The organism is Paenibacillus naphthalenovorans, from assembly GCF_900099895.1.
Taxonomy (GTDB): domain Bacteria; phylum Bacillota; class Bacilli; order Paenibacillales; family NBRC-103111; genus Paenibacillus_G; species Paenibacillus_G naphthalenovorans.
This window is the reverse complement of the sequence record NZ_FNDY01000012.1, coordinates 20,801-47,446: the sequence shown is the minus strand read 5'-3', so window position 1 is coordinate 47,446 and position 26,646 is coordinate 20,801. Positions and strand designations below refer to the sequence as shown.

The 26,646-nt window shown below is 49.5% G+C and carries 30 protein-coding genes; all 30 read right to left on the bottom strand.

What is annotated here, in order from left to right:
• Window position 1: 1 nt before the first annotated feature.
• The 30 genes from BLT35_RS13620 to flgC all read right to left on the bottom strand — a co-directional run bounded on the left by BLT35_RS13620 (window position 2) and on the right by flgC (window position 26,643).
• Window positions 2-496 (bottom strand): chemotaxis protein CheD, encoded by a 495-nt coding sequence (locus BLT35_RS13620; protein ID WP_054818894.1) that lies wholly within the window; start codon window positions 494-496, stop codon window positions 2-4.
• Entirely contained in the window at window positions 493-1,080 is a 588-nt protein-coding gene (locus BLT35_RS13615; RefSeq protein WP_137670112.1) for a chemotaxis protein CheC, read from the bottom strand. The genes BLT35_RS13620 and BLT35_RS13615 overlap by 4 nt, the downstream gene beginning before the upstream one ends.
• A 32-nt stretch (window positions 1,081-1,112) precedes the next feature.
• The gene (locus BLT35_RS13610) at window positions 1,113-1,580 is read right to left on the bottom strand and encodes a chemotaxis protein CheW (RefSeq protein WP_062407982.1); all 468 of its coding nucleotides are present in this window, start codon (window positions 1,578-1,580) and stop codon (window positions 1,113-1,115) included.
• A 46-nt stretch (window positions 1,581-1,626) separates the two neighbouring features.
• On the bottom strand, window positions 1,627-3,681 hold the full coding sequence (locus BLT35_RS13605) for a chemotaxis protein CheA (RefSeq protein WP_062407980.1): 2,055 nt from the start codon (window positions 3,679-3,681) through the stop codon (window positions 1,627-1,629).
• Between the two features lie 46 nt (window positions 3,682-3,727).
• Window positions 3,728-4,810, bottom strand: coding sequence for a protein-glutamate methylesterase/protein-glutamine glutaminase (locus BLT35_RS13600; RefSeq protein ID WP_074728447.1), 1,083 nt, complete (start codon window positions 4,808-4,810; stop codon window positions 3,728-3,730).
• Window positions 4,811-4,860: 50 nt separating this feature from the next.
• Window positions 4,861-5,736 (bottom strand): MinD/ParA family protein, encoded by an 876-nt coding sequence (locus tag BLT35_RS13595; protein WP_054818892.1) that lies wholly within the window; start codon window positions 5,734-5,736, stop codon window positions 4,861-4,863.
• Complete coding sequence (flhF, locus tag BLT35_RS13590; protein WP_074728445.1) at window positions 5,733-7,019, bottom strand: flagellar biosynthesis GTPase FlhF; 1,287 nt, start codon at window positions 7,017-7,019, stop codon at window positions 5,733-5,735. Before flhF ends, BLT35_RS13595 begins: the two co-directional genes overlap by 4 nt.
• The gene (gene flhA, locus BLT35_RS13585) at window positions 7,016-9,049 is read right to left on the bottom strand and encodes a flagellar biosynthesis protein FlhA (protein ID WP_062407978.1); all 2,034 of its coding nucleotides are present in this window, start codon (window positions 9,047-9,049) and stop codon (window positions 7,016-7,018) included. Before flhA ends, flhF begins: the two co-directional genes overlap by 4 nt.
• Window positions 9,050-9,073: 24 nt before the next feature.
• Window positions 9,074-10,165, bottom strand: coding sequence for a flagellar biosynthesis protein FlhB (flhB, locus tag BLT35_RS13580; protein WP_062407976.1), 1,092 nt, complete (start codon window positions 10,163-10,165; stop codon window positions 9,074-9,076).
• 20 nt (window positions 10,166-10,185) lie between these two features.
• Window positions 10,186-10,965: a flagellar biosynthetic protein FliR gene (gene fliR, locus BLT35_RS13575; protein ID WP_062407974.1), complete on the bottom strand. Its 780-nt coding sequence runs from the start codon at window positions 10,963-10,965 to the stop codon at window positions 10,186-10,188.
• Between the two features lie 10 nt (window positions 10,966-10,975).
• Window positions 10,976-11,245 (bottom strand): flagellar biosynthesis protein FliQ, encoded by a 270-nt coding sequence (gene fliQ, locus BLT35_RS13570; protein WP_054818890.1) that lies wholly within the window; start codon window positions 11,243-11,245, stop codon window positions 10,976-10,978.
• A 23-nt stretch (window positions 11,246-11,268) separates the two neighbouring features.
• Window positions 11,269-11,976, bottom strand: coding sequence for a flagellar type III secretion system pore protein FliP (fliP, locus tag BLT35_RS13565; RefSeq protein ID WP_256846769.1), 708 nt, complete (start codon window positions 11,974-11,976; stop codon window positions 11,269-11,271).
• Between the two features lie 50 nt (window positions 11,977-12,026).
• Complete coding sequence (locus tag BLT35_RS13560; RefSeq protein WP_254777563.1) at window positions 12,027-12,674, bottom strand: FliO/MopB family protein; 648 nt, start codon at window positions 12,672-12,674, stop codon at window positions 12,027-12,029.
• 53 nt (window positions 12,675-12,727) lie between these two features.
• Window positions 12,728-13,090 (bottom strand): response regulator, encoded by a 363-nt coding sequence (locus BLT35_RS13555; protein ID WP_054818888.1) that lies wholly within the window; start codon window positions 13,088-13,090, stop codon window positions 12,728-12,730.
• A gap of 30 nt (window positions 13,091-13,120) precedes the next feature.
• Window positions 13,121-14,440: a flagellar motor switch phosphatase FliY gene (fliY, locus tag BLT35_RS13550; RefSeq protein WP_062407970.1), complete on the bottom strand. Its 1,320-nt coding sequence runs from the start codon at window positions 14,438-14,440 to the stop codon at window positions 13,121-13,123.
• On the bottom strand, window positions 14,430-15,428 hold the full coding sequence (gene fliM, locus BLT35_RS13545) for a flagellar motor switch protein FliM (protein WP_074728439.1): 999 nt from the start codon (window positions 15,426-15,428) through the stop codon (window positions 14,430-14,432). Before fliM ends, fliY begins: the two co-directional genes overlap by 11 nt.
• Before the next feature lie 51 nt (window positions 15,429-15,479).
• Window positions 15,480-15,959, bottom strand: a complete 480-nt coding sequence (locus tag BLT35_RS13540; protein ID WP_054818886.1) for a flagellar basal body-associated FliL family protein — start codon at window positions 15,957-15,959, stop codon at window positions 15,480-15,482.
• Window positions 15,960-16,181: a flagellar FlbD family protein gene (locus BLT35_RS13535; protein ID WP_074728437.1), complete on the bottom strand. Its 222-nt coding sequence runs from the start codon at window positions 16,179-16,181 to the stop codon at window positions 15,960-15,962.
• Between the two features lie 57 nt (window positions 16,182-16,238).
• On the bottom strand, window positions 16,239-17,072 hold the full coding sequence (gene flgG, locus BLT35_RS13530) for a flagellar basal body rod protein FlgG (protein WP_062407966.1): 834 nt from the start codon (window positions 17,070-17,072) through the stop codon (window positions 16,239-16,241).
• 98 nt (window positions 17,073-17,170) lie between these two features.
• On the bottom strand, window positions 17,171-17,548 hold the full coding sequence (locus BLT35_RS13525; protein WP_062407964.1) for a TIGR02530 family flagellar biosynthesis protein: 378 nt from the start codon (window positions 17,546-17,548) through the stop codon (window positions 17,171-17,173).
• A complete protein-coding gene (gene flgD, locus BLT35_RS13520) occupies window positions 17,549-17,992 on the bottom strand; it encodes a flagellar hook assembly protein FlgD (RefSeq protein ID WP_062407963.1) in 444 nt (147 codons plus the stop codon).
• Window positions 17,993-18,033: 41 nt separating this feature from the next.
• Window positions 18,034-19,647, bottom strand: a complete 1,614-nt coding sequence (locus BLT35_RS13515) for a flagellar hook-length control protein FliK (protein WP_074728435.1) — start codon at window positions 19,645-19,647, stop codon at window positions 18,034-18,036.
• A gap of 22 nt (window positions 19,648-19,669) precedes the next feature.
• A complete protein-coding gene (locus BLT35_RS13510) occupies window positions 19,670-20,581 on the bottom strand; it encodes a MotE family protein (protein ID WP_074728432.1) in 912 nt (303 codons plus the stop codon).
• Between the two features lie 24 nt (window positions 20,582-20,605).
• Complete coding sequence (gene fliJ, locus BLT35_RS13505; RefSeq protein ID WP_054818883.1) at window positions 20,606-21,046, bottom strand: flagellar export protein FliJ; 441 nt, start codon at window positions 21,044-21,046, stop codon at window positions 20,606-20,608.
• Between the two features lie 8 nt (window positions 21,047-21,054).
• On the bottom strand, window positions 21,055-22,374 hold the full coding sequence (fliI, locus tag BLT35_RS13500) for a flagellar protein export ATPase FliI (RefSeq protein ID WP_062407957.1): 1,320 nt from the start codon (window positions 22,372-22,374) through the stop codon (window positions 21,055-21,057).
• Between the two features lie 4 nt (window positions 22,375-22,378).
• The gene (locus tag BLT35_RS13495) at window positions 22,379-23,200 is read right to left on the bottom strand and encodes a FliH/SctL family protein (protein WP_074728430.1); all 822 of its coding nucleotides are present in this window, start codon (window positions 23,198-23,200) and stop codon (window positions 22,379-22,381) included.
• Complete coding sequence (gene fliG, locus BLT35_RS13490; RefSeq protein ID WP_062407953.1) at window positions 23,193-24,209, bottom strand: flagellar motor switch protein FliG; 1,017 nt, start codon at window positions 24,207-24,209, stop codon at window positions 23,193-23,195. The genes BLT35_RS13495 and fliG overlap by 8 nt, the downstream gene beginning before the upstream one ends.
• 13 nt (window positions 24,210-24,222) lie before the next feature.
• Window positions 24,223-25,815: a flagellar basal-body MS-ring/collar protein FliF gene (gene fliF, locus BLT35_RS13485; protein ID WP_054818881.1), complete on the bottom strand. Its 1,593-nt coding sequence runs from the start codon at window positions 25,813-25,815 to the stop codon at window positions 24,223-24,225.
• 49 nt (window positions 25,816-25,864) lie between these two features.
• On the bottom strand, window positions 25,865-26,164 hold the full coding sequence (gene fliE, locus BLT35_RS13480; RefSeq protein ID WP_062407951.1) for a flagellar hook-basal body complex protein FliE: 300 nt from the start codon (window positions 26,162-26,164) through the stop codon (window positions 25,865-25,867).
• Window positions 26,165-26,187: 23 nt separating this feature from the next.
• Complete coding sequence (gene flgC / locus BLT35_RS13475) at window positions 26,188-26,643, bottom strand: flagellar basal body rod protein FlgC (protein ID WP_054818880.1); 456 nt, start codon at window positions 26,641-26,643, stop codon at window positions 26,188-26,190.
• Between the last annotated feature and the right edge of the window lie 3 nt (window positions 26,644-26,646).

The following is a 26,646-nucleotide window of genomic DNA, read 5'->3' as shown; positions in this document are numbered from 1 at the left end:
TTCACAATTCCTTCACGCCGTGTTGTACGCTGCGAACTACAAGAATACCCGTTTGACAATCAAACTCTATCGTTCTGCCATAATTGGCCCCGGTATCTTCCGCCTTGATCGGAATGCTGTAGCGGTGGAGCACTTCTTTGCAGGACTCTACATTCCGCGGACCGATCCGCATCGAGTCGGATTGGGTGACGAATGAAAACATTTGTGCGCCCCCGGCCATTTTGGCTTCCATACGCCGAATCTCTGCACCAAGCGCTTGCATCAGACGGATCAGCTCCGGAAGGGCAGAGTCCGCATATTTGGCAATGTTGAACTTTCCTTCTCTTGCGATATCCGAGCTGGGGAGCATGATATGCGCCATTCCCGCCACTTTTACCTTGGCATCGTACAAAGTAACGCCTACGCAAGATCCCAAACCTGTTGTTTTCAACACCCCGGTCTTGTGTGCTACATTCAGGTCGGCCATTCCAACTTTAATGAGGTTTTCTTGAATCATGGAGTCTGTACTCCCAAAGCAACAAAAATTCGTTCAAACGATTCCGGATCCGGGATCAGGAAAAAATGACCCTCAATTTCATCATGACCGTCCAAAAATTTCGTATCGATGAGCAGCGCCTGATCTCCCATTTGACCGAATTGAAGCAGGCCGTAGCTTAGAATCGCCCCTGCCATATCCATGGCCAGTGAAGGTACGGTGGGCTGCATATTCAGGTTTGTAAAATCCGCCAGCGAGGTTAGATAGGAGCCAGCCAATATATTACCGATCTCGTTCAAGGCCGAAAGCTCCATCTCCGAATATTCTTCTTCGCCGGTCTCCTCGATGCCAACCACATTGCGGAGCAGCTTTTTGGCGGAATCCATGGTAAGGATAAAGAACAGATTGCCGGGCGTCTCCCCCTCTACCCGCAGGAAGATGGCGATAACCACCTCTTCCGCACCGCCCACGCTTTCCGCTACTTCTTCAAACGGGAGCAGCCGCACTTTGGGGACCAGCATATCGACGGGCTTATCGAGCAGCTTGGACAATGCCGTAGCGGCATGTCCGGCGCCGATGTTGCCCACTTCCTTTAGAACATCCATCTGGAACTCTGCAAAAGAGTTGAAAGTTTCCACTAAACCTGCTCCTCTAACTTTTCCAATTGGATGATTTCATTTTTATTGAGTACTTCCTTCAGATTCAAAAGCACCAGCAGGCGTTCATCGCTCACTTTTGCGATACCCCGCAAATATTTCGCTTTGATTCCGCCTACGACTTCCGGAGGATCCTCAATGCAGTCGCTGTCGATATCGATAACGTCATTGGCCGCATCCACAATCAAACCGACTTCCAAATCCCCTACAGCTACGATAATGATGCGCGTGTTGTCGGTATATTCGCTCGGCGGGAAGCCAAAGCGGCCATGCAAATCAATAACCGGCGTTACCACACCGCGGAGATTAATGACGCCCCGGACGAAATCCGGAGTTTTGGGAACACGGGTCATCGGCTGCATCCGCTCGATAGTCCGTACACTCTCCACCTCCACCCCATATTCTTCATGCGCTAGTGAAAAAACGATCACTTTTAACTCCTGTCCCATACTATCAGCCTCCTATAGTTATCGTGAGAAGAGAGAATTGCCGCTTTTACTTTATTAAAGCGTTCGTATCAATGATCAAAGCGACCTGCCCGTCACCCAGAATGGTGGCTCCCGAAACCGCAAACAGGTTGGTTAAATATTTACCCAGCGATTTCAAGACAATTTCCTGCTGACCTATAAACTCGTCGACGATAAGCGCCGCCATTTTATCTCCCTTGCGGATCACCACGATCTGTATTTCGGCGGCCGGCTCTCCGGTAAAGCCCGGTACGTCAAACAGCTGGGCCAAGTGAACAAGCGGAATGACGGAGCTGCGGTAATTGATCAAGGTACTGCCGTGCACAACGCGAATTTGATCGCTTTTGACAGCCATCGTTTCGACAATGGAGGAAAGCGGAATGGCGTATTTCTCATCACCCAGCCGAATGAGCATGGCCGAGATAATCGAAAGCGTCAGCGGAAGCTGGACTGTAAATTTCGTTCCCTTGCCCCAATTGGCGCTGACGTGAACTTGCCCTCCCAAACTCTCGATCTTGGTTTTAACGACATCCAGACCTACGCCGCGGCCGGAAATATCCGATATCTTGTCCGCTGTACTAAACCCCGAAGCAAACAGAAGCTGATATACATCCTCGTCGGACAATTTCCCGGATTGCTCTGCGGTTATGACTCCGTTCTGGATGGCCTTGCTGATCACCTTATCCCTGTTAATCCCTCGTCCGTCTTCCTCGATTTCGATAAATACATGGTTGCCGCTGTGATAGGCACGGAGATAGATCGTGCCGGTCTCCGGCTTGCCGATTTGCACGCGTTCCGCCACCGGTTCGATCCCGTGGTCTACGGCGTTTCTTAACAAGTGGACCAGCGGATCGCCAATCTCATCGATAACCGTCCGGTCCAATTCGGTATCGGCGCCGGTAATGATCAGATCCACCTTTTTATCGAGCGTCTTGGCCACATCGCGAATCATCCGGGGGAAACGGTTGAACACCGAATCGATGGGAACCATGCGCAGCTTCAGGACGATGTTCTGCAAATCGCCGCTCACTCTGGCCATATGTTCCACGGTTTCCGTCAGATCGCTTCTGCGGATCTCGCTGGCAAGCTGCTCCAGACGGACGCGATCAATGAGCAGTTCGCTGAACAAATTCATCAGTGTATCCAGGCGCTCGATGTCCACCCGGATGGTACGTCCTGCTACAGGCGCTCCTCCCCCGGCGGCCTTCTTCGCTTCAGGTTTGGGCGTTTCCGGCCGGGACGCCGAAGCTTCGCTTGCGGCAGGCTTGGATTGAGCCGGTGCCGGCTCCGGAGCTTTCATCAGCTCATCCAGCTTGGACCGATCAAGCAATACAACGTCTACTTTGTCTATTTCGGAAACGCCGGCGATTTGACTTGCAAGCTGATCCTGCGCCAACTGTGAAATATAATATACGGTGAATGATTGCTCGAACCGTTCCTGTTCGATATCCTCGACAGAAGGTGTGGATTGAATCACCTCGCCGTTTTGCTCCAGCACGTTAAACACCATATACGCTCTGGCCGCTTTTAACACGCATTCCTGACGAATGGTCACCTCGATTCGAAAAACGGGAATTCCCGCTTCAATCGATTGCTGCAAAATGGAGTATTGAAATTCGTCCAGCTCTTTGTTTCCCCCGGCCTTATCCGCTTTCGCAGCCGCGGAACCCGATGCGCCGGCAGCAGAGCCGTTCTTGAGATAGTCCCCGGAAACAATCGACTTCAGCGCGGAGACGATGTCGGTGACATCCGCCTTTCCGGTTCCTCCTTGAATAATATCCTCCACCATCATTTCCAGCGCATCCAAGCTTTTAAAAATACAATCAAATATGAATGAATCCATCTGTAGCTTGTGATTCCGAACCAGATCGAGCACGTTCTCCATCTCATGGGTAAGCGAGGCCAAATCCTCGAAGCCCATGGTCGCCGACATCCCCTTCAGCGTATGAGCGGATCGAAAAATATGCTGGACGATGCTCACGTCTTCCGGACTGTTCTCAAGGCTAAGTAAATGCTCGTTCATGGCTTGCAAATGATCTCTGGATTCGTCGATAAACATCGAGAGATACTGATTCATTTCCATAACCACACCTCCATCATTGATCGTTGTTATGTATACTTCCAGGCAGTCAAGACTGCCCGCCGACGGCTTGCATCAATCTGGCGGCAATTTGCTGAAGCGGCAATACATCGGTTACGCATCCCAATTCAACCGCGGCACGAGGCATACCGTAAACGACGCAAGTTTGTTCCGCTTCGGCAATGGTGGTTATGGCCCCTGATTGCTTGAGCGCCAACATCCCCTTTGCACCGTCAGAGCCCATCCCCGTCATGATCACAATATGGCGCTTCAATTCCTTAAGCGGTAGCAGCGATTCGAACAATACATCCACAGAAGGACGATGACCGTTGCGCGGGTCCTCTTTGGACAAATGAATTTTGTAGGAATTCGCCCCGTTCCTCGCTACCGTCATATGATAACCTCCCGGCGCCACATAAGCTGTTGCGCTCTCCAGCACCATCCCGGGCTCCGCCTCAACGACCCGCAAATAGGAATCGGAATCAAGCCTCTGCGCAAGCGATTTGGTGAAATTGGGCGGCATATGCTGCACAATCAAAACCGGAGCACGAAAGCCGTCCGGTATTTGCGACAGCACTTGATGCAGTGCCCTGGGACCGCCCGTAGAGGTGCCGATCGCCACAAGATGCTCAAGCGGAGCCGGCTGCGCCACGGATCTTTTCTCCGTCTTTACAGCCGGTTTAACTGTCTGTGACGATACGGGGCGGATCGGAGCGTGAACGCCCTTCACCTTCGTTCTAACGGCAACACGCAGTTTCTCCAACAAATTTTGCTTCACCTTATATAAGTCAAGCGAGATAGAGCCGGAAGGCTTGCCGACGAAATCGAATGCCCCGAGATCCAGCGCACGAATCGTCTCCATTGCGCCGGCCTGAGTCAAGCTGCTGAGCATGATCACCGGCACAGGATGCTCTCTCATGATCGTCCGGAGTGCATCAAGGCCGTTCATTTCCGGCATTTCAATATCCATGGTCACAGCATTCGGATTCAGCTTTTTGACCATTTCTATCGCCTCCCGCCCATTTCTGGCGGTTCCCACTACACGAAGCTCCGGATCCTCACCGATAAAATCCGAAATAATTTTCCTCATAAAAACCGAATCGTCCACTACCAATACATCATACGGCGGCATCATTCCACTCCTCTTCGTTGTCTCGGTCAGAGGACTTTTAAGCCCTTCCCTTAACCTTGCTTCAACAGCCTGATCATTTTGGTTAAGAAGCCTTTGACCGCTCCTGTTTGCATCTCCGCCGGAGATTGTTTGGCGATAAAATTGTCTGTCAATTCACTAATTGATTTGGAAGCGGCACTAAACGGAAAAGCAACGGTAAACGGAACTTGTTTCTTCACCGCTTTGGAGACGTTGCTGTCGTCCAATACAAATCCCAGCGCAGGTATGTCCAAATTCAGAAATTGTTTGGCTACCATGCTGATTTTGTCTGCTGTCTGCCGACCCTCCTTCCAATCCGTCGCCCGGTTTACCACCAAACGGAACGCTACCTGGTCGTTCATCGAATGAACCATCTTGATGATGGCATAAGCATCGGTGATCGATGTAGGCTCCGGTGTGGTGACGACGATGGTCTCCTCCGCGGCCACGATGAATTTGATCGTCTCCTTGGACAAGCCGGCTCCCGTATCGAATATGATGAAATCGACATGACCGGTTAATTGGTTGACCTGATCCGCAAAATAATCGAGCTGTTCATCGGATAAGCGAATCAAATCGTTAAATCCTGATCCTCCTGCAATAAACTGCAAATCATCGTGCCCGGTTTGAATAATTTCCCAGATGGTTTTTTCTTTTTTCAATAAGTGATATAAGTTGAATTTGGATGATATCCCCATCAGCACATCGATATTGGCAAGACCGATGTCCGCGTCGAATACCAGTACCTTGAATCCTTTTTTTTGCAGGGATAATGCGAAATTAAGCGTAAAGTTCGATTTGCCGACTCCACCTTTCCCGCTTGTCACCGTAAGAATGCGTGTCGCTTTGTCTTTCGGCTCGCTTTGATTCCGTATCAGATTGCGCAACCCCTGCGCCTGATCGCTCATGACTTGCCCGCCTCCAGAATCAAATCAATCAATTGATGTTCATTCAGCTCTTGGATATCGTCCGGCACGCTCTGTCCGTTAGCGATATAAGACGTTTGAAGTCCGAATTCGCGAATAAGGTTCACAACCGAGCCGTAAGAGTCGGTCTCGTCCATTTTGGTGAACAGCACCTTATCCAGTTTGAATTTGCAGAAATTGTTTGTAATAGCCTGCATATCTTTGTACTTGGTCGTCATGCTGAGGACCAGATACGTCTCGCTCTTCCCGTTAGATTTCAGCAGCGCATTCAGCTCCGAGACATACATCTCGTTGCGAAAATTTCTTCCCGCCGTATCCATAAAAATCAAATCGCAATCCCGCAGCTGCTCAAAGGCTCTATTCAAATCCAACGGCGAGAAAACAACTTCAAGCGGCACGTTCAAAATGGTTGCGTATGTTTTTAACTGTTCAACGGCGGCTATTCGGTACGTGTCGGAAGTAATAAATCCGACCTTGCGGTGATGCTTAAGCACCTGCTCTGCAGCCAGTTTGGCGATCGTCGTCGTCTTGCCGACACCCGTCGGTCCGACGAAGTGGGCGATCCGGGTATCTGCGGCGATCGATTTGTTCTTGGAAGAGCACAGCATGGCCTCCAACTGCCTCTTCAATGAGGAAGATGCCCACTCCTCGGTAAGCTCCGCCCCTTCCGCTTCCGCCTCTTTGGATACGTTCATTAAAAGTTCTTCCACGAGAAGAGGATCCAGCTCCTGGCGGAGAAGGCGCGCTTCAAGCTCCTTCAGCACCGGATTCACAGCCTCCTGAACTGTGCCCTGCCGGGTAAGCTTCAGCATCATTTCTTTCATTTGCCTGATTTCATCCATCAAAAGCTCTTCTCTGGGTTTGACCATTGTGGCCCCCGCAGGCTGGGCGGCCGCTGCAGCCGCCTGTCCCGTCACCGGCAGCACATCCGGCACTTCGGGAAAGGAAAGCGGCGGTTGTTCCCGTCGCTCCCGTTGAGCTCCGTAAGCCGCGGTGCCGAACCTCATCGGAGCAGCGGGGACGACGTTAAGCTCCGGTTTCGGAATTGCCCCAGTCGTTGCTGCATTGGAAGTCATCGCTCCGCCGGCGGGAATGGCGGTATCCGTCGCTGCAATGACCTCGATTTTCTTTTTGGAGAACATCCCAAGAAAACCGCCGGAACGAATTTCTTTCGTATTAATAATGACCGCGTCATTCCCCAGATCAGTCCGAATTTTTTGGAGGGCATCCGGCATGGAATCAACGACGTACCGCTTTACTCTCATAGATTCACAACCCCCATACTTTGAATTTCAACGTTCGGCTCGAGCTCGCTGTAAGACAGGACCGGAATATCCTGCATGGTGCGCTCCAGCAGTTGACGGAGATACATCCGGATGGTCGGCGATGTCAAAACCACAGGCTGCTGACCCGCTTGAATCAGCTTGGTGACCTGATCGTTAATGCGCTGATAAATCACTTGAGTGGACGTAGGGTCAAGCGCCAGATAGCTTCCTTGATCCGACTGCTGGACCGATTCCGCAATTTTCTTCTCCAGGGTCGGTCCCACGGTAATCACCTTTAGAGATTCGCCGCTTGTCGTATACTGCTGAGTAATTTGTCTGGACAGCGCTTGTCTTACATATTCCGTAAGGATTTCCGTATCTTTGGTATAAGTGCCGTAATCCGCCAACGTCTCGAGGATCGTGACCAGATCGCGAATCGAAATTTTCTCCCGAAGAAGTTTGACCAGCACCTTTTGCACGTCGCCTAAAGATAAGACGTTGGGAATAAGGTCGTCCACAAGGGCGGGATAATTCTCCTTGACATTCTCGATAAGAGCCTTCGTTTCTTGCCGGCCCAAAAGCTCGTGAGCGTGCTTTTTGATGACCTCGGTCAAATGAGTAGCTACAACGGAAGGAGGATCTACCACGGTATAACCGGACAGCTCCGCGCGTTCTTTGGTGCTCTCGTCAATCCAGAGCGCCGGAAGTCCGAACGCGGGCTCCAGCGTATCAATTCCTGTAATGGAATCATCCTCAATGCCCGGGCTCATCGCCAAATAATGGTTCAGCAGAAGATCGCCGCGAGCGACGGTATTCCCTTTAATCTTGATCACATATTCATTAGGTCTAAGCTGAATATTGTCGCGGATCCGAATGACGGGAACGACAACGCCAAGCTCCAGCGCGCACTGTCTGCGGATGAGAATAATCCGATCCAATAAATCTCCCCCTTGCTGGGCATCCGCCAGAGGGATCAAACCGTAGCCGAATTCGAATTCAATCGGATCAACCTGCAGCAAACCGATGACACTTTCAGGACTGCGGACCTCCTCGATCTGCTGCTCCTCTTCAAGCTGAACCTCTTCCGCTTGCTTGCGGGTGAAATTCTGCTGCATGCGATAGGCCGCAAAGGCGAGCAATATGGCAATAGGAAAGGTGGTCATGACATGGATCGGAGTAAAAATACCGAGTGCAGCAATCGTTCCGGCTACGATATACAGCAGCTTCGGATAAGAAAACATCTGCGCCGTAAGATCCTGGGCCAAATTGCCTTCGGAAGATGCTCGCGTGACGACAATACCCGCTGCTGTAGAGATGAGCAGTGCCGGGATTTGGCTTACCAGACCGTCTCCGATCGTCAGGATGGAATACAGAGAGCCTGCTTCCGCGATTGACATATCATGCATAGCCACCCCGATGATCAAACCCCCGATGATATTGATAACCAACATGATGATGCTGGCAATGGCATCTCCCTTAACGAATTTGCTGGCTCCGTCCATCGCGCCGTAGAAATCAGCCTCCCGGGCTATCTTCTCCCGTCTTTCCTTGGCTTGCTGCTCATTGATCATCCCCGCATTCAAATCCGCGTCGATGCTCATCTGCTTTCCGGGCATCGCATCGAGCGTAAAGCGTGCAGAAACCTCGGCAACGCGCTCAGAACCTTTGGTAATGACGATAAATTGAACGACGACCAAGATAAGGAAGACAACAAAGCCGACGACGATGTTGCCCCCTGCTACGAACTCACCAAAGGTTCTGACCACACTACCGGCATCCGCGTTTGCCAGAATGTTTCTCGTGGTGGATACGCTGAGGGCCAAGCGAAACAACGTCGTGATCAGCAGCAGAGACGGAAAAATCGAGAATTGAAGCGCGTCCTGCGTATTCATGCCAATCAAAATAATCAGCAGTGCTGCAGCAATATTCATAATGAGCAGAAAATCCAGCAGCCATAATGGCAGCGGAATGACCATCATTAGAACGATTCCGATGATGCCTACGAGAACGACTAAATCTCTGGCTTTCACTCCATTACCCTCCTTTCCTTACTTTTAGTTCGCTTTCCCTTTTAATTTGTATACATAGGCAAGCACTTCAGCTACGGCCTGGAACATATCGGCGGGTATCGATTCGCCGATTTCCACTTGAGCATACAGCGCCCGGGCCAGAGGCTTATTTTCCATCGTAATGATTCCGTTATCCTTGGCGACCTGCCTAATCTTAAGAGCAATATAATCGGTACCCTTGGCAATGACGGTCGGCGCTTGCATTTGGCCTGCATCATACTTAATGGCTACCGCAAAGTGAGTCGGGTTGGTGATTACGACGTCCGCTTTTGGAATCTCCTGCATCATTCGCTGCAGCGCCATCCTCCGCTGCTTTTCACGAATTTTACCTTTAATGAGCGGATCGCCTTCCGTCTTTTTGTACTCGTCCTTAATGTCCTGCTTGGACATCCGGATACTCTTGCCATGCTCGTAACGCTGATACATATAATCGAAGATCGCCAGAATGATTAAGATCAGGCCAATCTTAAGGCCTAGCGATAGGGTGAGCGACCATGTAAACAGAGCAATTTCTTCAAGCGGCATCTGCGCGAGCCTCAAGATATAATCCTTCTGCGCCACCAGCGTCGTATAAACGACAATCCCGATAATCGACATCTTCAGCACCGATTTCAAGAAGTCGACTAACGCCCTCATGGAGAACAACTGTTTAGCACCTTGGATCGGATTGATTTTATTAAATTTCATCATGAGCGGTTCTCCGGTGAGCAGAAACCCGATTTGCAAATAATTACCTAGTACGGCAACCGCAACGGCAATCAGGAAAATCGGCCCGACGATCAGAAGAAGCTGTAATGCCATCTTCTCAAACAACACGATAACGTTATCTGCGGTAAGATTGAGAAGGAGAAAGTCATGAAGCGTCGACTGGAACAATCCGAACAACCGATCCTTCATAAAGGCTCCGAACAAGGAAAACGACAGGAAGGAAAAAAACAGGATAAAGGCAGCCGGCAAATCCATACTTTTGGCGACCTGGCCTTTTTGTCTGGATTCTTGTTTTTTCTTGGGCGTAGCTTCTTCCGTTTTTTCTTGAGAGAACAGCTGCAAATTGAGTTTTAAACGAAACTGCGCCACGTCCTTGCCTCCGTTCTTTCCTATTCGTTGAATAATCCGAAGAAATCCCTGATCGCATCCAGCATCGAAGCAAACATGTCTTTGTAGACTGTTTCATAGCCGGGAAATAACAAGAGCAGCATGACGAATCCGAGCAAAATTTTGAGCGGCAGGCCGATAACAAAAATATTGAACTGCGGCGATACCCTTGCCAGGAGGCCAAGCCCTACGTCAGCCAGAAACAAGGCGACCACCAAAGGAGCAGCGATTTGAAAGCTTATCGAGAACACGCTGGAAAACGTACGTATCATAAAATCGGACAGCTGCCCATTATTATTCAAATAGAACAAGTTGTTATCGAGCGGAATCCATTCGTAGCTCCTCATGATCCCTTCAAGCAAATAATGGTGGCCGTTAAAAGACAGAAACAGCAACAAAGCGATAATATATTTTAAATTGCCGAGAATCGGACTTTGGGCTCCCGTCATCGGGTCGATGACGTTCGCAATACCGAACCCCATCTGAAGGTCAATGAACGAGCCCGCAATTTGTACAATCGTAAAAAACATGTACGCGATGAAACCCAAACACAAGCCTACAAGCACTTCACGTATGACGGTCAAAACATATAGCGAATCCATCGCCACCGGCGCAGCCGTTCCCACACCGAAATATGCGATAAAGGCTGTAAAAAACGCAAGGCCGATCTTGAACTGTGCCGGTACATGCTGCGCTGAAAACACGGGAGATACAACGAAAAATGAAGTAACCCGACAAAGAATCAGCAGAAATCCCGGAAAATACGTGAGAAACCATTCCATAATCCACAACCTAACCCACGTATTTATACAAGTTGTTCAGCAATTGATAAGTAAAATCAACCAGCGTATTAAGAATCCAAGGTCCGAATATGAGCAAAGCAAGCAAAACGACGACAATTTTGGGCACGAATGCCAGCGTCTGCTCTTGAATTTGCGTTGTCGCCTGAAATATGCTGATGACAAGTCCGACCACCAGCGCCAGCACCATCATCGGCGCACTGGCCTTTAGAGTCGTAAAGACAGCCTCTCCTGCTATTCTGATTACGAATTCCGAGCTCAAATCGTTCTCCTCCTGATGGCCTTCTATGTGTTGTAGCTAAGCAGCAACGACCTTACGACCAGATACCAGCCATCCACCAGGATGAACAACAAGATTTTAAAAGGAAGTGAAATCATCACCGGCGGAAGCATCATCATCCCCATCGCCATCAATGTGCTTGCTACTACCATATCAATGACAAGAAACGGAATAAAAATCATAAAGCCCATCTGAAAGGCGGTCTTTAACTCGCTGATCGCATAAGCCGGAACGAGGGCCGTCAAAGGCGTATCTTCTACGCCGGTCGGCGGAGCCGCTTTGGAATAATCCAGAAACAGCTTCAGGTCCTTCTGCCTCGTATGCTGGAACATAAACTTTTTCATAGAAACAGATGCATTATCCAAAGCCGCTGTCTGTGTAAGCTCTCCTCTCATGTAGGGCTGCAGCGCGGTTTGATTGATCTCTCCCAATGTCGGAGCCATGATGAAAAAGGTAAGAAACAGCGCTAACCCGATGAGCACCTGATTCGGCGGCATCGACATCGTACCCAATGAAGTACGAACAAAGCCGAGTACGATGATGATGCGGGTGAAGCTGGTCATGAGAACCAGTATAGCCGGGGCTATACTTAAGATCGTGATCATCAGCAAAATCGTAACCGTGTTCGAGGCTCCTTGCGGATCGCCGGAAGTCCCGATATCGATATTGATTCCCGGAATCGGATCTGCTGCATACGCTTGGCCGGATAACATTCCCGACAAGCTTAAAAGTAAGAGAACCAGGTAAAGCCTGCGTCTGTGATTCATGATTTATCATTCAACCGATCTGAATTATTCTCTTGCTTCAGCATCTCTTCCATCATTTTCTTTCGGTCTGTCATCTGCTGCATTTTGGTTTGAAACACCTGCTGAAACGATGCGGTCACTTCCATCTCTTCGTCTACCTGCGGTCTGTGACGCAGCTTTTTCATGAATTCCCCTAACGATGCAAAGGAAGGACCCGTAAAAGCCGTCCCGCTGGCCATCATCTCCGCGATATGGGCAACCTCGGCCTCATCGGTAATTTTGTCAAGCAGCTGTATGTTTTCACCGATGCCTACAACATATAAGGCATTCCCGATTTCTACGATTTGAATGGATTTATTCGGACCGAGCGGCAGTCCGCCAAGCGAGCGAAGCGTACGGCCCGATAAAAATTTGTTTTTTTGTTGCGAGATGACCTTCATTATGATGAAGAAAATGCCGATAATAAGAACAAGAAACAATATGACTTTGACAATCATCCAAAGCGTGTCCCCTGGTGAAACACCAGGTATCGGCTCCGATGAATCAAGCAGCCCCGGCTCATGGGGGGACGTGCCCGTTTCGCCGTAACAAACAGCAGCAGCCGCTGCTGTTTGTATCCAAAATACTGCAGCGAAAAACAACCATTTGGTTGTGAGTCTGGTCAACGCTCTACATTCCCTTCCGTCTTCGTAGACTCTCCCCAACGCTTCGGTTTCATCTACCCTAAGGTTTTCTTAATAGCCTCAATAACACGGTCAGCCTGGAACGGTTTTACGATAAAATCTTTTGCCCCTGCCTGAATGGCGTCAATAACCATTGCTTGCTGCCCCATTGCAGAACACATAATCACTTTTGCATTAGCATCAATCTTCTTAATCTCCTTCAACGCTTGAATCCCGTCCATTTCCGGCATGGTTATGTCCATTGTAATCAAATCCGGGGAAAGCTCTTTAAATTTCTCTATCGCTTGAGCTCCATCATTGGCTTCACCGACAACCTCATATCCATTTTTAGTCAAGATGTCGCGGATCATCATTCTCATAAATGCTGCATCGTCTACAATTAAAATTCGGTTTGCCATAATTACACAGTCCTCCCAAGGTTGCTTAATCTAATATTGTAATTTTTGAATTCTGTCCCATTGATTTACGATATCCGTAACACGAACACCAAAGTTTTCATCAATAACGACCACTTCGCCTTTAGCGATCAGCTTGTTGTTCACCAGAATATCGACCGGTTCCCCTGCCAGCTTGTCCAATTCGATAATAGAACCCTGAGACAACTCCAATATGTCTTTTATGACTTTGTGTGTTCTCCCCAGCTCAACAGTAACCTTCAGAGGAATGTCGAGCAGCAGGTTCAAATTCGTATCTTCCGCAGGAGTCAGATTCGTCGGTGTAAAGTTGGTAAACTGAGCCGGCTGTACATTGACATTCCGTGAATCCGGCATGCCGTAAGCGGCAGGCTGCGACGGATAAGCCTGTGGATTTGGCGGCATCGGCGGTTGGCCATACATCGGTTGTTGATATACCGGCGGCTGCTGCGGCGGTTGACCGTACATCGGCTGTTGGGACGGTTGGCCGTAAGGCGGCGGCTGCTGTGCAGGCGGCGCTGAATAATAATCGTTCACCGGCTTATGATCTGCATGCTGTGCATACGGTTCTGGCGCTGGTGCAGCTGGTGCGGGCGGCGCCGATGGAGCAGGCGGTTCGGCAACCGTCTCTTCCTGAAATTCCCCCCCTCCCATAAGAATGGATACCATATCTTTGGCGAAGGGGACCGGAAGCAGCTGCATAATGGTCGAATCGATCAGATCTCCAATCGTTAACCGGAAAGAAACTTTGATGAACACTTCTTCCGGAGGCAGCGCAGCCGTTCCTTCTCCTTCCGACAAGTTCAGAATATCAATCCCAGGCGGTGAAATATTGACAAACCGGTTAAAGATGGTCGACATGGATGTAGCCGAGGAACCCATCATTTGATTCATCGCTTCCTGGACCGCACTAATATGGATCTCGCTCAATTCGTCGGTTTGCCCTGTTCCATCACCGCCCATCATCAAATCGGCGATGACTTGAGCATCCCGCGTTTTAATGACAAGAAGATTGATGCCGTGAAACCCATCGACATAATTGACATGAACTGCGACATGAGGCTTTGGAAATTCCTCGATCAATTCCTCTCGCGCAATGACGGACACTTTAGGCGTGGTAATATCTACCTTCTTTCCAAGCAGCGTGGATAATGCGGTAGCGGCACTGCCAAAGGTAATATTGCCGATTTCGCCTAATGCGTCTTGTTCCAACGAGGACAAATAATCTTCCACTTTTGGAGCAAAACCGGAACCGCCGACTGAATCGACTTCAGCCGATTGTCTCAACAAGGCATCGATTTCTTCTTGAGACAAATAATCCTTATTATTCGTCATACTCTTCTACTCCTTCTTGGACAATCTCATTGATTTGCACAGCCAGCTTGCCTCGGGTCGTTCCCGGACTTCCGAAAAATTTCAGCTTATCCCCGATCCGAATATGCAGTGGCTCCTCGACGGACCGGTTCAATGTAATCACATCGCCGACGTTCAGACTCAAAAATTCCCTGACCGATATTTGGGATGTGCCAAGCTCTGCAATCACTGGCAATTTTGCTTTATGAAGCCTCGATTGAAGGGCTGTCATTTCTTCCGGCGCGCTGGTCTTTTTCTGGGATACAAACCAATGATGAACTGACAATCTCGGCATAATCGGCTCAATAACGACATGAGGTATGCACAAGTTGATCATCCCGGTTGTATCTCCGATTTTAGTACTCAATGAAATGAGTGCAATGGTTTCGTTAGGTGAAACAATCTGCATAAATTGCGGGTTGGTTTCCAAGGCTTCCAGCCTCGGTGACAAATCCACAACCGTTTTCCATGCTTCCTGCAGACTTTCAAACGCCCGGCTGAAGATGCGTTCCATCACGATCGTTTCGATTTCCGTCAGTGCATTAATTTTGGTTGGGGACGTACCCACACCTCCCAGCAGCCTGTCCAGCATCGCAAACGCTACGTTCGGATGTACTTCCAGCACCATTCGTCCTTCCAAAGGTTCGGCTTCAAAGATGTTAAGAATCGTCATCTTGGGTATGGACCGAATAAATTCGTCATAGGGCAGCTGCTCGACCTGTACGACATTGATTTGCACAAAGGTACGGAGCTGGGCGGAAAAATAGGTAGTCAGATATCGCGCGAAGTTCTCATGGATCCGAGTAAGACTTCGGATATGATCTTTGGAGAAACGAACCGCTCTCTTAAAATCATAGGCTCTGACTTTTTTCTGCGTCTCTTCTTTTTTAAGCTCTTCCGCATCCATTTCTCCTGATGATAGCGCCGCGAGCAAAGCGTCGATCTCATTCTGAGAAAGTACATCTACCATTAGCGTCACCTCCTTCGTGCCGTAACTCTACTTGCCTTATTAAGCTTTCTGCTATTGGAGAACAATGTCGGTAATCAATATTTGATTCAGTTTTCCTTGCTGCAGAAGCGGGTTCATTTTATTCATAAGGGCTGAAGTGAGATTGTCAAAGCCTTTGCTTCCCGACACTTGATCCGGGGTCATATCGGCGAGCGTTTGGATCACGATCGCTTTCATCTGCGTTTCCAGCTTTTCAAACTCCTCCCTCGCCTTCTTATTTTCCAGTTCAAAGGCAAAGCTTACTTTAATGAACTTGTTGTTTCCGCCAGAAAGGTTGGTCAACACATCCTTCATGCTGAAGGTGTTGTCCCGCACCTCATCCGGAGTAAGCTTCTTGCCCGACTTGACTTCACTGGCCGATTGCTGCGCCTGATCCCGGAGGGTGCCGTTAGCTTTATCCATATAATTCCAGAGGATGAAAGCTGCCGTCAAAATTAATGTAATGGCGATGAGGACGGCCACCACCATGATGAATATTTTACTCCTAAACAATTACGACCCCTCCGAATCCAGGCTTTTTATCGTACTGCCTACAAGCCCAACCGACTGCAAGAAACGTTGAACCATGGCAACTGTATCATCCACTTTTTCCAGCACCATTATTTTCTTACCGGTTACTAAAGTAATCATTGTATCCGGTGTCTCCTCGATCGTTTCGATCAGGAGAGCATTAATCGTAATTTGCTTTCCGTTAAGCCGAGTCAAGCGAATCATCAGCTACCTCCGGTATACTTAGTAATTGGGGGAGGGAATCCTCCCCCATCCCTCTGATTATCGTTTCAGATTAACGACCTCTTGAAGTACTTCATCCGAAGTCGTGATAATTCTGGAGTTAGACTGGAATCCGCGCTGGGCAATAATCATCTCGGTAAACTCCGAGGTCAAATCGACATTGGACATTTCGAGCTGTCCGGAGATAATGGCGCCGGTACCGGTAACCGGATTATTCGCCTGAGCCTCTTCCCCGGTAGGCAGCTCTTGCGCGTCCGGCGGCATCGCGTTAGGCGTCACGCGGTACAAGTTACCGCCGATTTTCTCGAGCCCGGAAGGATTAACTACCTTTACGACGCCAATAAAGACACCGCTCGGAGTCGCTGTTCCATCTTCTCCTACAGTGATAAGCTCGCCCGACTGTGAGATTGAAAAGGCCGTCACCGTATCGTCAAGCTGGATAATCCCTCCCTCGCTGTCCGACACGAAGAGTCCGTCAGCGTTGACCAGCCTGCGGTTGGAGTCCAGCGTGAAATTCCCCGCACGGCTCAAAAAAGGCTGTTCTTGATCTTCCGTTGCTCTCAGCATGAAGAAGCCGTCACCGTCAATTCTCAGGTCCGTTACGACGTTCGTCGTCATAGCGCTGCCCGGCGTGTGCAATGTGTCAATGGCACCGACGGTAACACCAAGTCCGATTTGCTTCGCGTTGACGCCGCCACGTTCGTCCGTAGGTGCCGACACGCCGGAGACGGTTTGGCTGAGAATATCCTTGAACATGACACGGCCGGCCTTAAAACCAACCGTATTGACGTTGGCAATGTTATTGCCGATGACGTCCAGCTTGGTTTGAAATCCTCTCATACCTGATACGCCAGAATACAGAGATCTTAACATCGTTAGATTTCCTCCCTGAATGCGAATATGTACTGAAATGCCGGTTGTTTCAGTCGATCCACAACCGAGGCCTCCGCGCAGCGGGCCGGCCTAAACATTTAAGAAATGATGATGGCACTGTCAATTTGCGTGAACAAGTTGTCTTTCATAGAGGCTTCGTCCATGGCCGTAACCACGGTACGACTCTTAATATTCACAATCAAGGCCGTATCATCGATCAGCATAAGCGATTCTTTCATGCCTTTGGTCGCAGCTTTATCGATGGCCGAATTGATTTTGGCCAGATGTTCGGGCTGGAACTGAATCCCCCGCTGTCGCAATCGTTCTTCGGCATGATGGCTGAAACGCAGCGTTTGTTTTTGTAAAATTTTATCAAACGATAAGTTACCGTTTGGGGGGGATGCCGCTGTCTTAATGGAGTGGTTTGGAGTCACCACATTCGGATAAAGACGGCCAATCGTTATTCGCTCCGTCATTTAGCTTTCCTCCGGATTCGAAATTTGGCTGATTTTATCGAGCGTAACTTCCTCTCCATTTACCTTTGCAAACTGCTCGCCCTTTTTTACCGTGATGGACTCGACTATGCCGGATTTCGTTTGTGTGTCTCCATTACTATCCACATAAGTCCAAGTAATGCTCTTCCCAATCAATCCGGATGCAAATCCGAGCGATTGTCGGAGCATTTTCATTTCACCGGCCATATTGGTCAACTGTTCCACCGAGGTGAACTGAGCCATTTGGGCGATAAACTCTTTATCCTGCAATGGCTGGGTCGGATCTTGATTTTTTAATTGGGCGATCAAAATTTTCAAAAATTCATCTTTGCCCAATTGATTCTTGTCTTCAGAGCCTGCGCGCTGAACATTTTCTTTGGCGTAATAAGGCCATACGTTTCGGGTACTGATATTCGAGTCTGTCACGGAATCACCTCCTGCTGGCCGTTATGATCCGATAAGACGGTTTATGCCGTCACATCGATGGAGCCCTTGTCGTTCAATGCCTTATTCAAGTTAGCAGATATGTTTCTCGGCTGTTCTTCCTCCATGCTCTCTACACTGCCTCTGCCCGATTTGTTTTGCTTGGAGGATTGACCGGAGGACTGCTGCCGCCGATCTTCTTGGAACATGCCGGACTGGAAGCTCTGACTCTGGCCGACCTCGAGCTTTTCGACTTGAATGCCTTGGTTTTGCAATGTCGTCCGAAGCTGGGTTAACTGGCTTTCAAGCATTTCTTTACCAGACAAGCTGTCCGCCATGAATTGGGCTACCAGCATGCCGTTGTGCATCGTCAGTTTCACTTCCACATGTCCAAGATGCTGCGGAAACAATGAGATCTTGGCTTCGGTTAAACCGTCTGCGGACGTGGCAAGAGAAAACGAGCTGACGACAAACTGCGTCATATCATTGGCAAATGTACCAGCGGACATATGCAGTACCGGATGCTTCGGCATCGCATTTCCCGCTTGAGCTCCCTTCATCCAATCCTGCACGGTCATCACGGGATGCTGTCCGTTTACCGGTTCGGAATCAGCCGGCACCAACGGTTCGAATAAGGGTTGATCCTGGATTGCCGGCTGCTCCGCAGAAAGCTTGGCAACCGTATGCTTCACCGCCAGCAGCTCAAGCTTACTCAACTGGGCAGCGGCCACCCGGACGGTCTCTTGTGTCCCGGAGGTCTCCACATCCGTTGCCGGCTGCTCCGCAGAAAGCTTGGCAACCGATTGCTTAGCTGCCAGCATTTCAAGCTTACTCAGCGGGTTAGCGGCCACCCGGATGGTCTCTTGTGTCCCGGAAGTCTCCACATCCGCTGTCGGTTTTACGATGAGCGACGGTTGAGACGGACGATCCGCACGCTCGGCTTCTTTACGCAGATGGCTTTCGCTTGCTGCTGCAGAAACCAAGACCGCAGAAAGCTCCTTCAACGTTTGCTGAAGCTGCGGGTCTTTATGGCCTTGTTCAATCATTTCTTTCAACCGATTCAACATTTGAACCGCCTCGGAAAGGGAGATTCCTGCCTGTATTGTACTGCTGCTCTCCCCTTCCGTTCCTTGATTCTCCGCAGTGGGCGCAGCTGCAATCAGCGGAATAAACAGCATTGGATTTAATGCTTCTTCCAAATGATCGTTAGCCTGAGACACCGGAGCCAAACCGCCTTCCCATGTGCCGTCGTCAGCACCATTTTGCGGGTTCGGGGTAAGAGCCGCCAGGATCGACTGAAGCTGAACGAGCCATGCTTGCAGATCAGGGTTCGATAATAAGGAATGTTCCTCTTCACCGTCCTGCGGTTTCTCCAGCAGTTGAATTAAGCCTTGGATTTGCTCGCCTGTCAGCGCTGCTGCAGATTCGTCTGTTTGAACAGCAGCCATCAGAATAGGGGTAATCAGGCCCGTCAAAACCGAAAGGCCGGTCGCGGCTGAAGCCGAATCCTTACCTGCCTGCGGATGGGCTGAAATCAGCATCCCGTTGAGCGTCGTGGAAAAACCGGAGCCGCCGGTTCCCGAATTAACCGCTCCTGCCGTTCCACCGGCCGTTGTACCGACAGATCCGGCTGTTGATGTTTGGGCTGTAATTTCCATTTTATTTCACCTCCTTTCGGGTTTATTGAACGAGTCGTGCAGAAAGCAAAGCAGCGGTCTCTTTGGATTGCTCGGAGACAGCGGACAATACCCTCGAACGCCCCATGCTGTCCATCGACTTTAATATGGAGAGAACTTTGTCCGGATTTGACTTTTGCATCTCTATTAAAACCGTTGCGGCGCTTTTGGGCGTCATATTCGCAAATGTAGACCCAAGATCATCTTTGCTTAAATGGGTGTCCGCTTGTGACGTCGCAGAGACCGATTGATTCAGCCTTTCCTGAAGGGCGGCAATTTGCGTATCCCTTACGCTGGTTTGGTCTTTTAACAGAATAGAAGCCTCGGCAGCTTTCGCCGGATCCATGCGCTCCAAAACTTTGACCCGTTCATCCGGTTTCATCATTCCCAGAACCAGCACCAATTCGTTTTTGGTCAAATTCTCCAGGATCGGTGCAGCCTTGGAGGGTGACATTTTTGCGTACATCCCGGCCAACTGTTGAATTTGAGCCGTGTACTCATCTTCAGAAATCGTCTTGGTCTTGATCTGTTCTTCTAAACCGCTGTTTTTCAATTGCAGATCTTTGATCGTTTGATCACGCTGCTGAAGCGCTGCTTCAGCTTGCTTCAGCTCCTGCTCCTTTTGCTCAAGCTGCTCAGCATAATTTGCAGCCGTCGGCTCTTGCCCAGGTACGGCCTCACCCTGCGTCTGCTGCGGATCTTGATTCCCGTCCTCGGCATTGGTTATTGGAAGGATCGAATTTATAACCGGAATCTTGCTCACTGTACGCACAGCATTACTCATGACATCATAGCCGAAGATGGTCATCAGCACGCCTAACAGTACAGCAGTAAAAACAAAAGGAATGAGGAACCAGATCAGAAACCGTTCCATGGCTCCGTAAGACGACGATTGCTCCGTATTTGCGTTTGCCATGACCTCACCTCCTTCAAATTATGACTATGATAGCCTTTGATATCGGTTTGTCGCCATTTCGTCTAACCGATTTTGTTCAACTTTCAGCACGCCGGCGGAAAATTTTTGATAAGCTTTTTCCTTGGCTTTCGTCCACACCTTTTCTTGCAGCAATTTTCCTGTCAAATCGTCCTGCCTGATCTGCACGTTCGTCTTGGCCGTATGCAAATCTTGATGCTTGTCTCTTATGCGCAGATCGATATGATCAACGTAACTTTGCAGCAGCAGCAGGTTCGAAACGGTTGTACGATTTTCGGAAACTTTATGCAGCTTTTCCTGCAGCTCCTTCTTCGCATCCTCCAGCTTAGCCAGAGTCGATTCCTCTTCGCGCAGTTTTACGATCGCTTGAGATAACATCCATTCCGCTTGAGTCTTTTCATTCGTTTTAAGATCAACGATTTTTTGAAAAGCGTACTGAAAACGCATGTTTCATCTCATCCCCTGTAAAATTCTCGAATTAATCGCTCTTGAGCGTCAGCAAAAGTCAGCTTCTCGTTTACCCGCTGCTTGGTATAATCCCAAATCGACTGGATGGAATCAATTGCCAGATCAATTTCCGGATTGGAGCCTTTTTGATACGCCCCAATATTGATGAGATCCTCCGAATCTTTATATGTAGACAGCAGCATCTTTAATTTCTCCGCTGCAAGCAGTTGTTCTGCCGGAACAATTTCTTTCATGACGCGGCTAACGCTGGACAATACATCAATGGCCGGGTAATGGCCACGGTTGGCAATGCTCCGGTCGAGAACGATATGCCCGTCCAAAATTCCGCGGACCGCATCGGCAATCGGTTCATTCATGTCATCCCCGTCGACAAGCACGGTATAAAATGCAGTGATGGAACCTTTAGGTCCCGTTCCGGACCTTTCGAGCAGTTTCGGCAATGCCGCGAAAACGGACGGCGTGTATCCCCTCGTGGCAGGAGGTTCGCCTACGGCCAGTCCCACTTCCCGTTGAGCCATGGCGAAGCGGGTTACCGAGTCCATCATCAGCATGACATTCAAGCCGCGATCCCGGAAATATTCGGCAATGCTCGTAGCAATCAATGCGCCTTTAATCCGAATGAGAGCAGGTTGATCGGACGTTGCGACAATGACCACGGAACGGGCCAATCCTTCCGGACCGAGGTCACGTTCAATAAAATCAAGCACTTCCCTGCCCCGTTCGCCAATGAGTGCAATCACGTTCACATCCGCAGACGTATTGCGCGCAATCATGCCCATCAGCGTACTTTTACCAACGCCTGACCCGGCAAAAATCCCTACACGCTGTCCTTTACCGATCGTCAGCAGACCATCAATGCATCGTACGCCGACGCTGATCGGTTCCAAGACACGCGGACGAATTAACGGGTTGCTAGGCATGTTATTGGTAGAGTAATGCGTCATCCGGGACGGTAAATAGGTCCCGTCGAGCGGTTGGCCCAAGCCGTCGAGCACCTTGCCAAGCAGTTCATGTCCTACCTGTACAGTGAGCGGCTTGCCTGTGCCGACTACATCACAGCCAGGGCCTATGGACTGCAGCTCGCCGAGCGGCATCAGAATGACTTTATTGTTCTTGAAGCCTACGACCTCGGCTTTTAGCGGCGTGTTCGACTTCAATGGATAAATATAGCAAACATCGCCTATGCTTGCATCGGGTCCTTCCGATTCTACCGTCAGCCCGATCACCTGCGTCACTTTTCCGTTCACCCGGATCGTGTCCATTTGATTTAGGTGTTCGATATACTTTTGAGCGCTTGGCGCCTGCATAAGCTTAAGATCCCTCGTTTCGCACAGCCAACTGCTGGAGCGCAGTTTTAATTTCTTTCAGTTGGGTATCGATTCTCGCGTCAATGCTCCCAAAGGTTGACCGGACTACGCATCCCTGATCCAATACGGAGGCGTCCGGTATAATTTGCAGTTCCGCCTGCGAATCGATAGCTAGCAAAAGCTCTTCACGCGCATCTTGTATGTATGAGAACTGGGCAGGGGATACGCACAGCGTAATGATTCCCTTCTCCCTCCGCCGGGAAAGCACTTTTCGGATGGAATCGATGATCCATTCGGGTTCAAGCGTCAACTGGCGCCCGATCACTTTCTCTGCAATGGAGCAGCTAAGCTCGATCAGGAACGGTTCGGCTTCCTGAATAATTTGCTGCTTCAACAGATAGGCCTGCTCCAGAATCTGCGATGCTTCCTGAAGCGTTGCTTCATATTGCTCACGAAGCTCCATCTCGACCTGTGCCATTCCTTCTTGATAGCCTTGAGCATGGCCCCGGTCTCTCGCTTCGTTCAAGGCTTCCTGGTCCTTGAGCCTGCGTTCATGCCACCACGCTTCGATCTCGGCTTGCGCTTGCTGTCTGATGGCCGCCGCCTCTTCCATGGCTGCCCGCACCTGTTCTTCAGCAAACGACTCGGCATCTTGCAGAATCTGTTCTTTCATCTGCAGCAGATCGTTTAATTCCTGATGATGTTCCGGCAGATGATCTTCTGTCTCTTCCGGATGTTCTTGTTTAAGAACAGAAGCAGCCGGAGGCTCGACAATTTTCGTGTCTTCGACAGCTACATACTGAAATAGTTTGATGACATTAGACAATAATATCATCCCCTCCGCCGCGAGCGATGATAATTTCACCGGCTTCTTCCAAACGTCTTATCGTAGCTACAATGCGTGTTTGGGCTTCTTCCACATCACGCAGCCGAACGGGACCCATATATTCCATTTCTTCCCGGAATGTTTCAGCCATCCGTTTGGACATGTTCTTGAAGATCGCTTCACGCACCTCTTCACTGGCAACTTTCAGCGCCAATTGCAAATCAGCATTCTCGATATCGCGTATAATGCGCTGAATCGAACGGTTGTCGATATTGACAATATCTTCAAAGACGAACATCCGTTTCTTGATTTCCTCCGCCAATTCGGGATCCTGAATTTCAAGTGAATCCAGAATGGTACGTTCGGTCCCCCGGTCAACACCGTTTAAGATTTGGACTACCGCCGAGATCCCGCCCGCGTTCGTATAGTCCTGGGTCACCGTAGCGGAAAGCTTCTGTTCCAGCACACGCTCGACTTGACTGATGACTTCCGGCGAGGTGCTGTCCATAAGCGCAATCCGCTTCGCCACATCGGCCTGCTTTTCCTGCGGCAGCGACGATAAAATAATGGAAGCCTGCTCCGGCTGCAAATAGGAGAGCACGAGGGCGATGGTCTGGGAATTTTCATTCTGGATAAAATTCAATATCTGAGCCGGATCCGCTTTACGCGCAAAGTCGAATGGTCTGACCTGAAGCGTCGCCGTCAATCGGTTGATGATATCGAGTGCCTTCTGTGACCCTAAGGCCTTCTCCAAAATTTCCTTGGCATATGCGATACCGCCCTGAGAAATGAATTCCTGCGCCAGACAAATTTGGTGAAACTCAGCCAATATGGCATCCTTCTCGACATTATCCACTTTCCTGACATTGGCTATTTCCAAAGTGAGCTGCTCGATTTCTTCGTCACGAAGATGCTTGAAAATTTGAGCGGACACTTCCGGTCCCAAACTGATTAATAAAATAGCGGCCTTTTGTCGGCCCGTCAAAGTCGCTTGCTGCACTTTAGCCAAGCCATGTACACCTCTATTCTTCTACTAACCAAGTACGAAGCAGATTAACAAACTCTTCCGGCTTCCTCTTGGCTAACTGCTCTAACTGTTTACGCACCTGATTTTCATTGTTTACATTATCGATATCAATCGTCGGAAACTCCACTTTTGGTGTTTCGTCCACAATCTCTTCGTCAACCTCTTGCTGGGCTCTGCGTCTGCGTATCCACCAGTAAGCGCCGCCCCCGAGCAATGCAAGGGCCAAGCCGCCAAGAGCACCGTAAAGCAGCATCGAATTCGCGTTTACCCCCTGATTATCGTTCGTTCTAGCGAACGTTTGGGGGAACACGGTGACTTTCCTGGCCAATTCTTCTTCCGTAAACGCGGTTCCGCTATCCGCCAATGCGGCCCGGACTATGTTCACCAGGATTTGTCGGACAGCTTCAATCGTCTGCGGAGTCAATGAATTGATATCCAGCGGGTCTGGAGGTTCAATGCCCACATTGATGGTTAAATCCTTGACAACATAAGGCGTGAGTACAATTTCGTTCGTAATTCGATTGACCTCGCGGTTGACCGTTCTTTGAAGCTCCTCAGAATTGGTTCTTCCGTTATTGGCGGTGCCCGGATAACCCGGCACGTCCGTTGCTCCCGTTCCCGGCACCCCGCCCTGCTGAGCACCGTCGCTTGTATAATTTTTCTGAATCTCCTGAATGGAGATGTCCAGACCGGTTTGATCTACCGTGTTCGGGGCGGTTACCAATTGTTCCTTACGTCTGGTCTGATCAAAATTCATCGTCGAGAAGACACTGACGATCACTTTATCTCTGCCGAGGATTCCTCCGAGCATTTGTTGAACATTCCGCTGTACGTCATTTCGGAATTTGTTATTAATTTCAAACTGCTGCATGGCCATGTTCGATGCATTGTTGATTTGATTCTGGCCTTTGGAATATTCAAGCAAATTACCGTTCTGATCGGAAATAGTAATATTTTCAATAGGCAAATCTTTGATGCTGTGGGAAACCAGATTGTACATCGTATCGATCTTGGCCTGATCCAGCGAGTACCCCGGCTTGATATCCAGCACAACCGAGGCGGATGCTTTCTCCGGTTCTCCGCCGGCAGGCAGAAAGACGCTTTCCTTCGGCAAATTAATTAGTACTTTTGAACTATTAATGGCCGTGTTGGAATTGATCAACTGCTGAAGTTCGCCTTGAACTGCATTCAGGTACTTGACGTCAAATTCCCGGTCCGTCGTCCCAAACGTGCTGCTTTGGTTGAAGGAGCCATAGCCGATGTTGCCATTCTTGTTCAGCCCCTGGGACTCAACGCCTAATTTAACATCGGCCACCTGGCTTCTCGGGACTCCGATGCTCTTCCCGTCTTCACTAAGCTGGTAAGGAATCTTGGCCTCGTCCAAATACGCTTTGATCGCTGCCGCATCGCTCGGCTGCAAATTCGTATAAGCAAGAGCATATTCCGTTTTGGATAAATTATAACTGATGATTCCAATCGTAAGTATGACAATAATCACAGTTGCGATTAATGTTAATTTCTGCGTTTTGCTAAACTGAGTCCAATATTGCTTCGCTCTATTCCAATATTGGAGTAGGTTCTCGTTCACTGTTTCACCCCATCCGATTGACCGTCACCAGAATTTATCAAGATCAAGATCAGACCTGCATTCTCATGATCTCTTGATAAGCTTCAATGACCTTGTTCCTCACTTGTACTGTCAATTCCAATCCCAAGGAAGCTTTCTGTGAAGCGATCATCAATTGGTGGACGTCGGAAATTTCCCCTTTAACGAACCCTTCGTTCAGTTTGTCGACCGCAGCTTGTTGGTCGTTTAAATTAGCCATCGCCTCATTTAAAAACTTTCCAAACTGATCAGATACTTCTGCAGCGCTTATGTTCTTGGGCTGAATGCTTTCCGTGATTTTCTGCGGCTGTACATTAACGAAGTCAATCATTTTAACTAGCCCCTTTTATGTATTTATCTTCCGATTTCCAACGCTTTACCGACCATGGCTTTAGTAGCGTTCAGAGCCGTTACATTCGCTTCGTATGAACGGGTGGCGGAAATCATATCGACCATTTCTTTAAGCACGTCAACATTCGGCAGCATGACAAAACCGTTCTCGTCGGCATCCGGATGTGTCGGATTGTAGACCTGCTTAAAGGGAGAAGTATCTTCAATGATTCTGGTAACGCGTACTCCTTCTCCTGCTCCGCCTGCTTGACCGGCCATAGCATTCTGAAGCGACTCCGCAAAGTTAGACTGCTTCGGTTCTATCGTAACGAGCTTGCGTTGGTAAGGAACCCATTTGCCGTTGACCATCCTTGCTCTTGTCGAATCGCTGTTGGCAATATTGGACGAAATGACATCCATGCGAAAACGCTGCGCCGTCAGAGCGGAAGCGCTAATATCAAATCCGTTGGTCAGCTTCATCCG

Excerpts from the sequence above, each read along its gene's own strand:
- BLT35_RS13620 (WP_054818894.1), bottom strand. The coding sequence starts at position 496 with ATGATTCAAGAAAACCTCATTAAAGTTGGAATGGCCGACCTGAATGTA.
- BLT35_RS13615 (WP_137670112.1), bottom strand. The coding sequence starts at position 1,080 with ATGGATGTTCTAAAGGAAGTGGGCAACATCGGCGCCGGACATGCCGCT.
- BLT35_RS13610 (WP_062407982.1), bottom strand. The coding sequence starts at position 1,580 with ATGGGACAGGAGTTAAAAGTGATCGTTTTTTCACTAGCGCATGAAGAA.
- BLT35_RS13605 (WP_062407980.1), bottom strand. The coding sequence starts at position 3,681 with ATGGAAATGAATCAGTATCTCTCGATGTTTATCGACGAATCCAGAGAT.
- BLT35_RS13600 (WP_074728447.1), bottom strand. The coding sequence starts at position 4,810 with ATGCCGCCGTATGATGTATTGGTAGTGGACGATTCGGTTTTTATGAGG.
- BLT35_RS13595 (WP_054818892.1), bottom strand. The coding sequence starts at position 5,736 with ATGAGCGATCAGGCGCAGGGGTTGCGCAATCTGATACGGAATCAAAGC.
- flhF (WP_074728445.1), bottom strand. The coding sequence starts at position 7,019 with ATGAGAGTAAAGCGGTACGTCGTTGATTCCATGCCGGATGCCCTCCAA.
- fliR (WP_062407974.1), bottom strand. The coding sequence starts at position 10,965 with ATGGAATGGTTTCTCACGTATTTTCCGGGATTTCTGCTGATTCTTTGT.
- fliP (WP_256846769.1), bottom strand. The coding sequence starts at position 11,976 with ATGTTATCCGGCCAAGCGTATGCAGCAGATCCGATTCCGGGAATCAAT.
- BLT35_RS13555 (WP_054818888.1), bottom strand. The coding sequence starts at position 13,090 with ATGGCAAACCGAATTTTAATTGTAGACGATGCAGCATTTATGAGAATG.
- fliY (WP_062407970.1), bottom strand. The coding sequence starts at position 14,440 with ATGACGAATAATAAGGATTATTTGTCTCAAGAAGAAATCGATGCCTTG.
- fliM (WP_074728439.1), bottom strand. The coding sequence starts at position 15,428 with ATGGTAGATGTACTTTCTCAGAATGAGATCGACGCTTTGCTCGCGGCG.
- BLT35_RS13535 (WP_074728437.1), bottom strand. The coding sequence starts at position 16,181 with ATGATTCGCTTGACTCGGCTTAACGGAAAGCAAATTACGATTAATGCT.
- flgG (WP_062407966.1), bottom strand. The coding sequence starts at position 17,072 with ATGTTAAGATCTCTGTATTCTGGCGTATCAGGTATGAGAGGATTTCAA.
- BLT35_RS13525 (WP_062407964.1), bottom strand. The coding sequence starts at position 17,548 with ATGACGGAGCGAATAACGATTGGCCGTCTTTATCCGAATGTGGTGACT.
- BLT35_RS13515 (WP_074728435.1), bottom strand. The coding sequence starts at position 19,647 with ATGGAAATTACAGCCCAAACATCAACAGCCGGATCTGTCGGTACAACG.
- BLT35_RS13510 (WP_074728432.1), bottom strand. The coding sequence starts at position 20,581 with ATGGCAAACGCAAATACGGAGCAATCGTCGTCTTACGGAGCCATGGAA.
- fliJ (WP_054818883.1), bottom strand. The coding sequence starts at position 21,046 with ATGCGTTTTCAGTACGCTTTTCAAAAAATCGTTGATCTTAAAACGAAT.
- fliI (WP_062407957.1), bottom strand. The coding sequence starts at position 22,374 with ATGCAGGCGCCAAGCGCTCAAAAGTATATCGAACACCTAAATCAAATG.
- fliE (WP_062407951.1), bottom strand. The coding sequence starts at position 26,164 with ATGATTGACTTCGTTAATGTACAGCCGCAGAAAATCACGGAAAGCATT.
- flgC (WP_054818880.1), bottom strand. The coding sequence starts at position 26,643 with ATGAAGCTGACCAACGGATTTGATATTAGCGCTTCCGCTCTGACGGCG.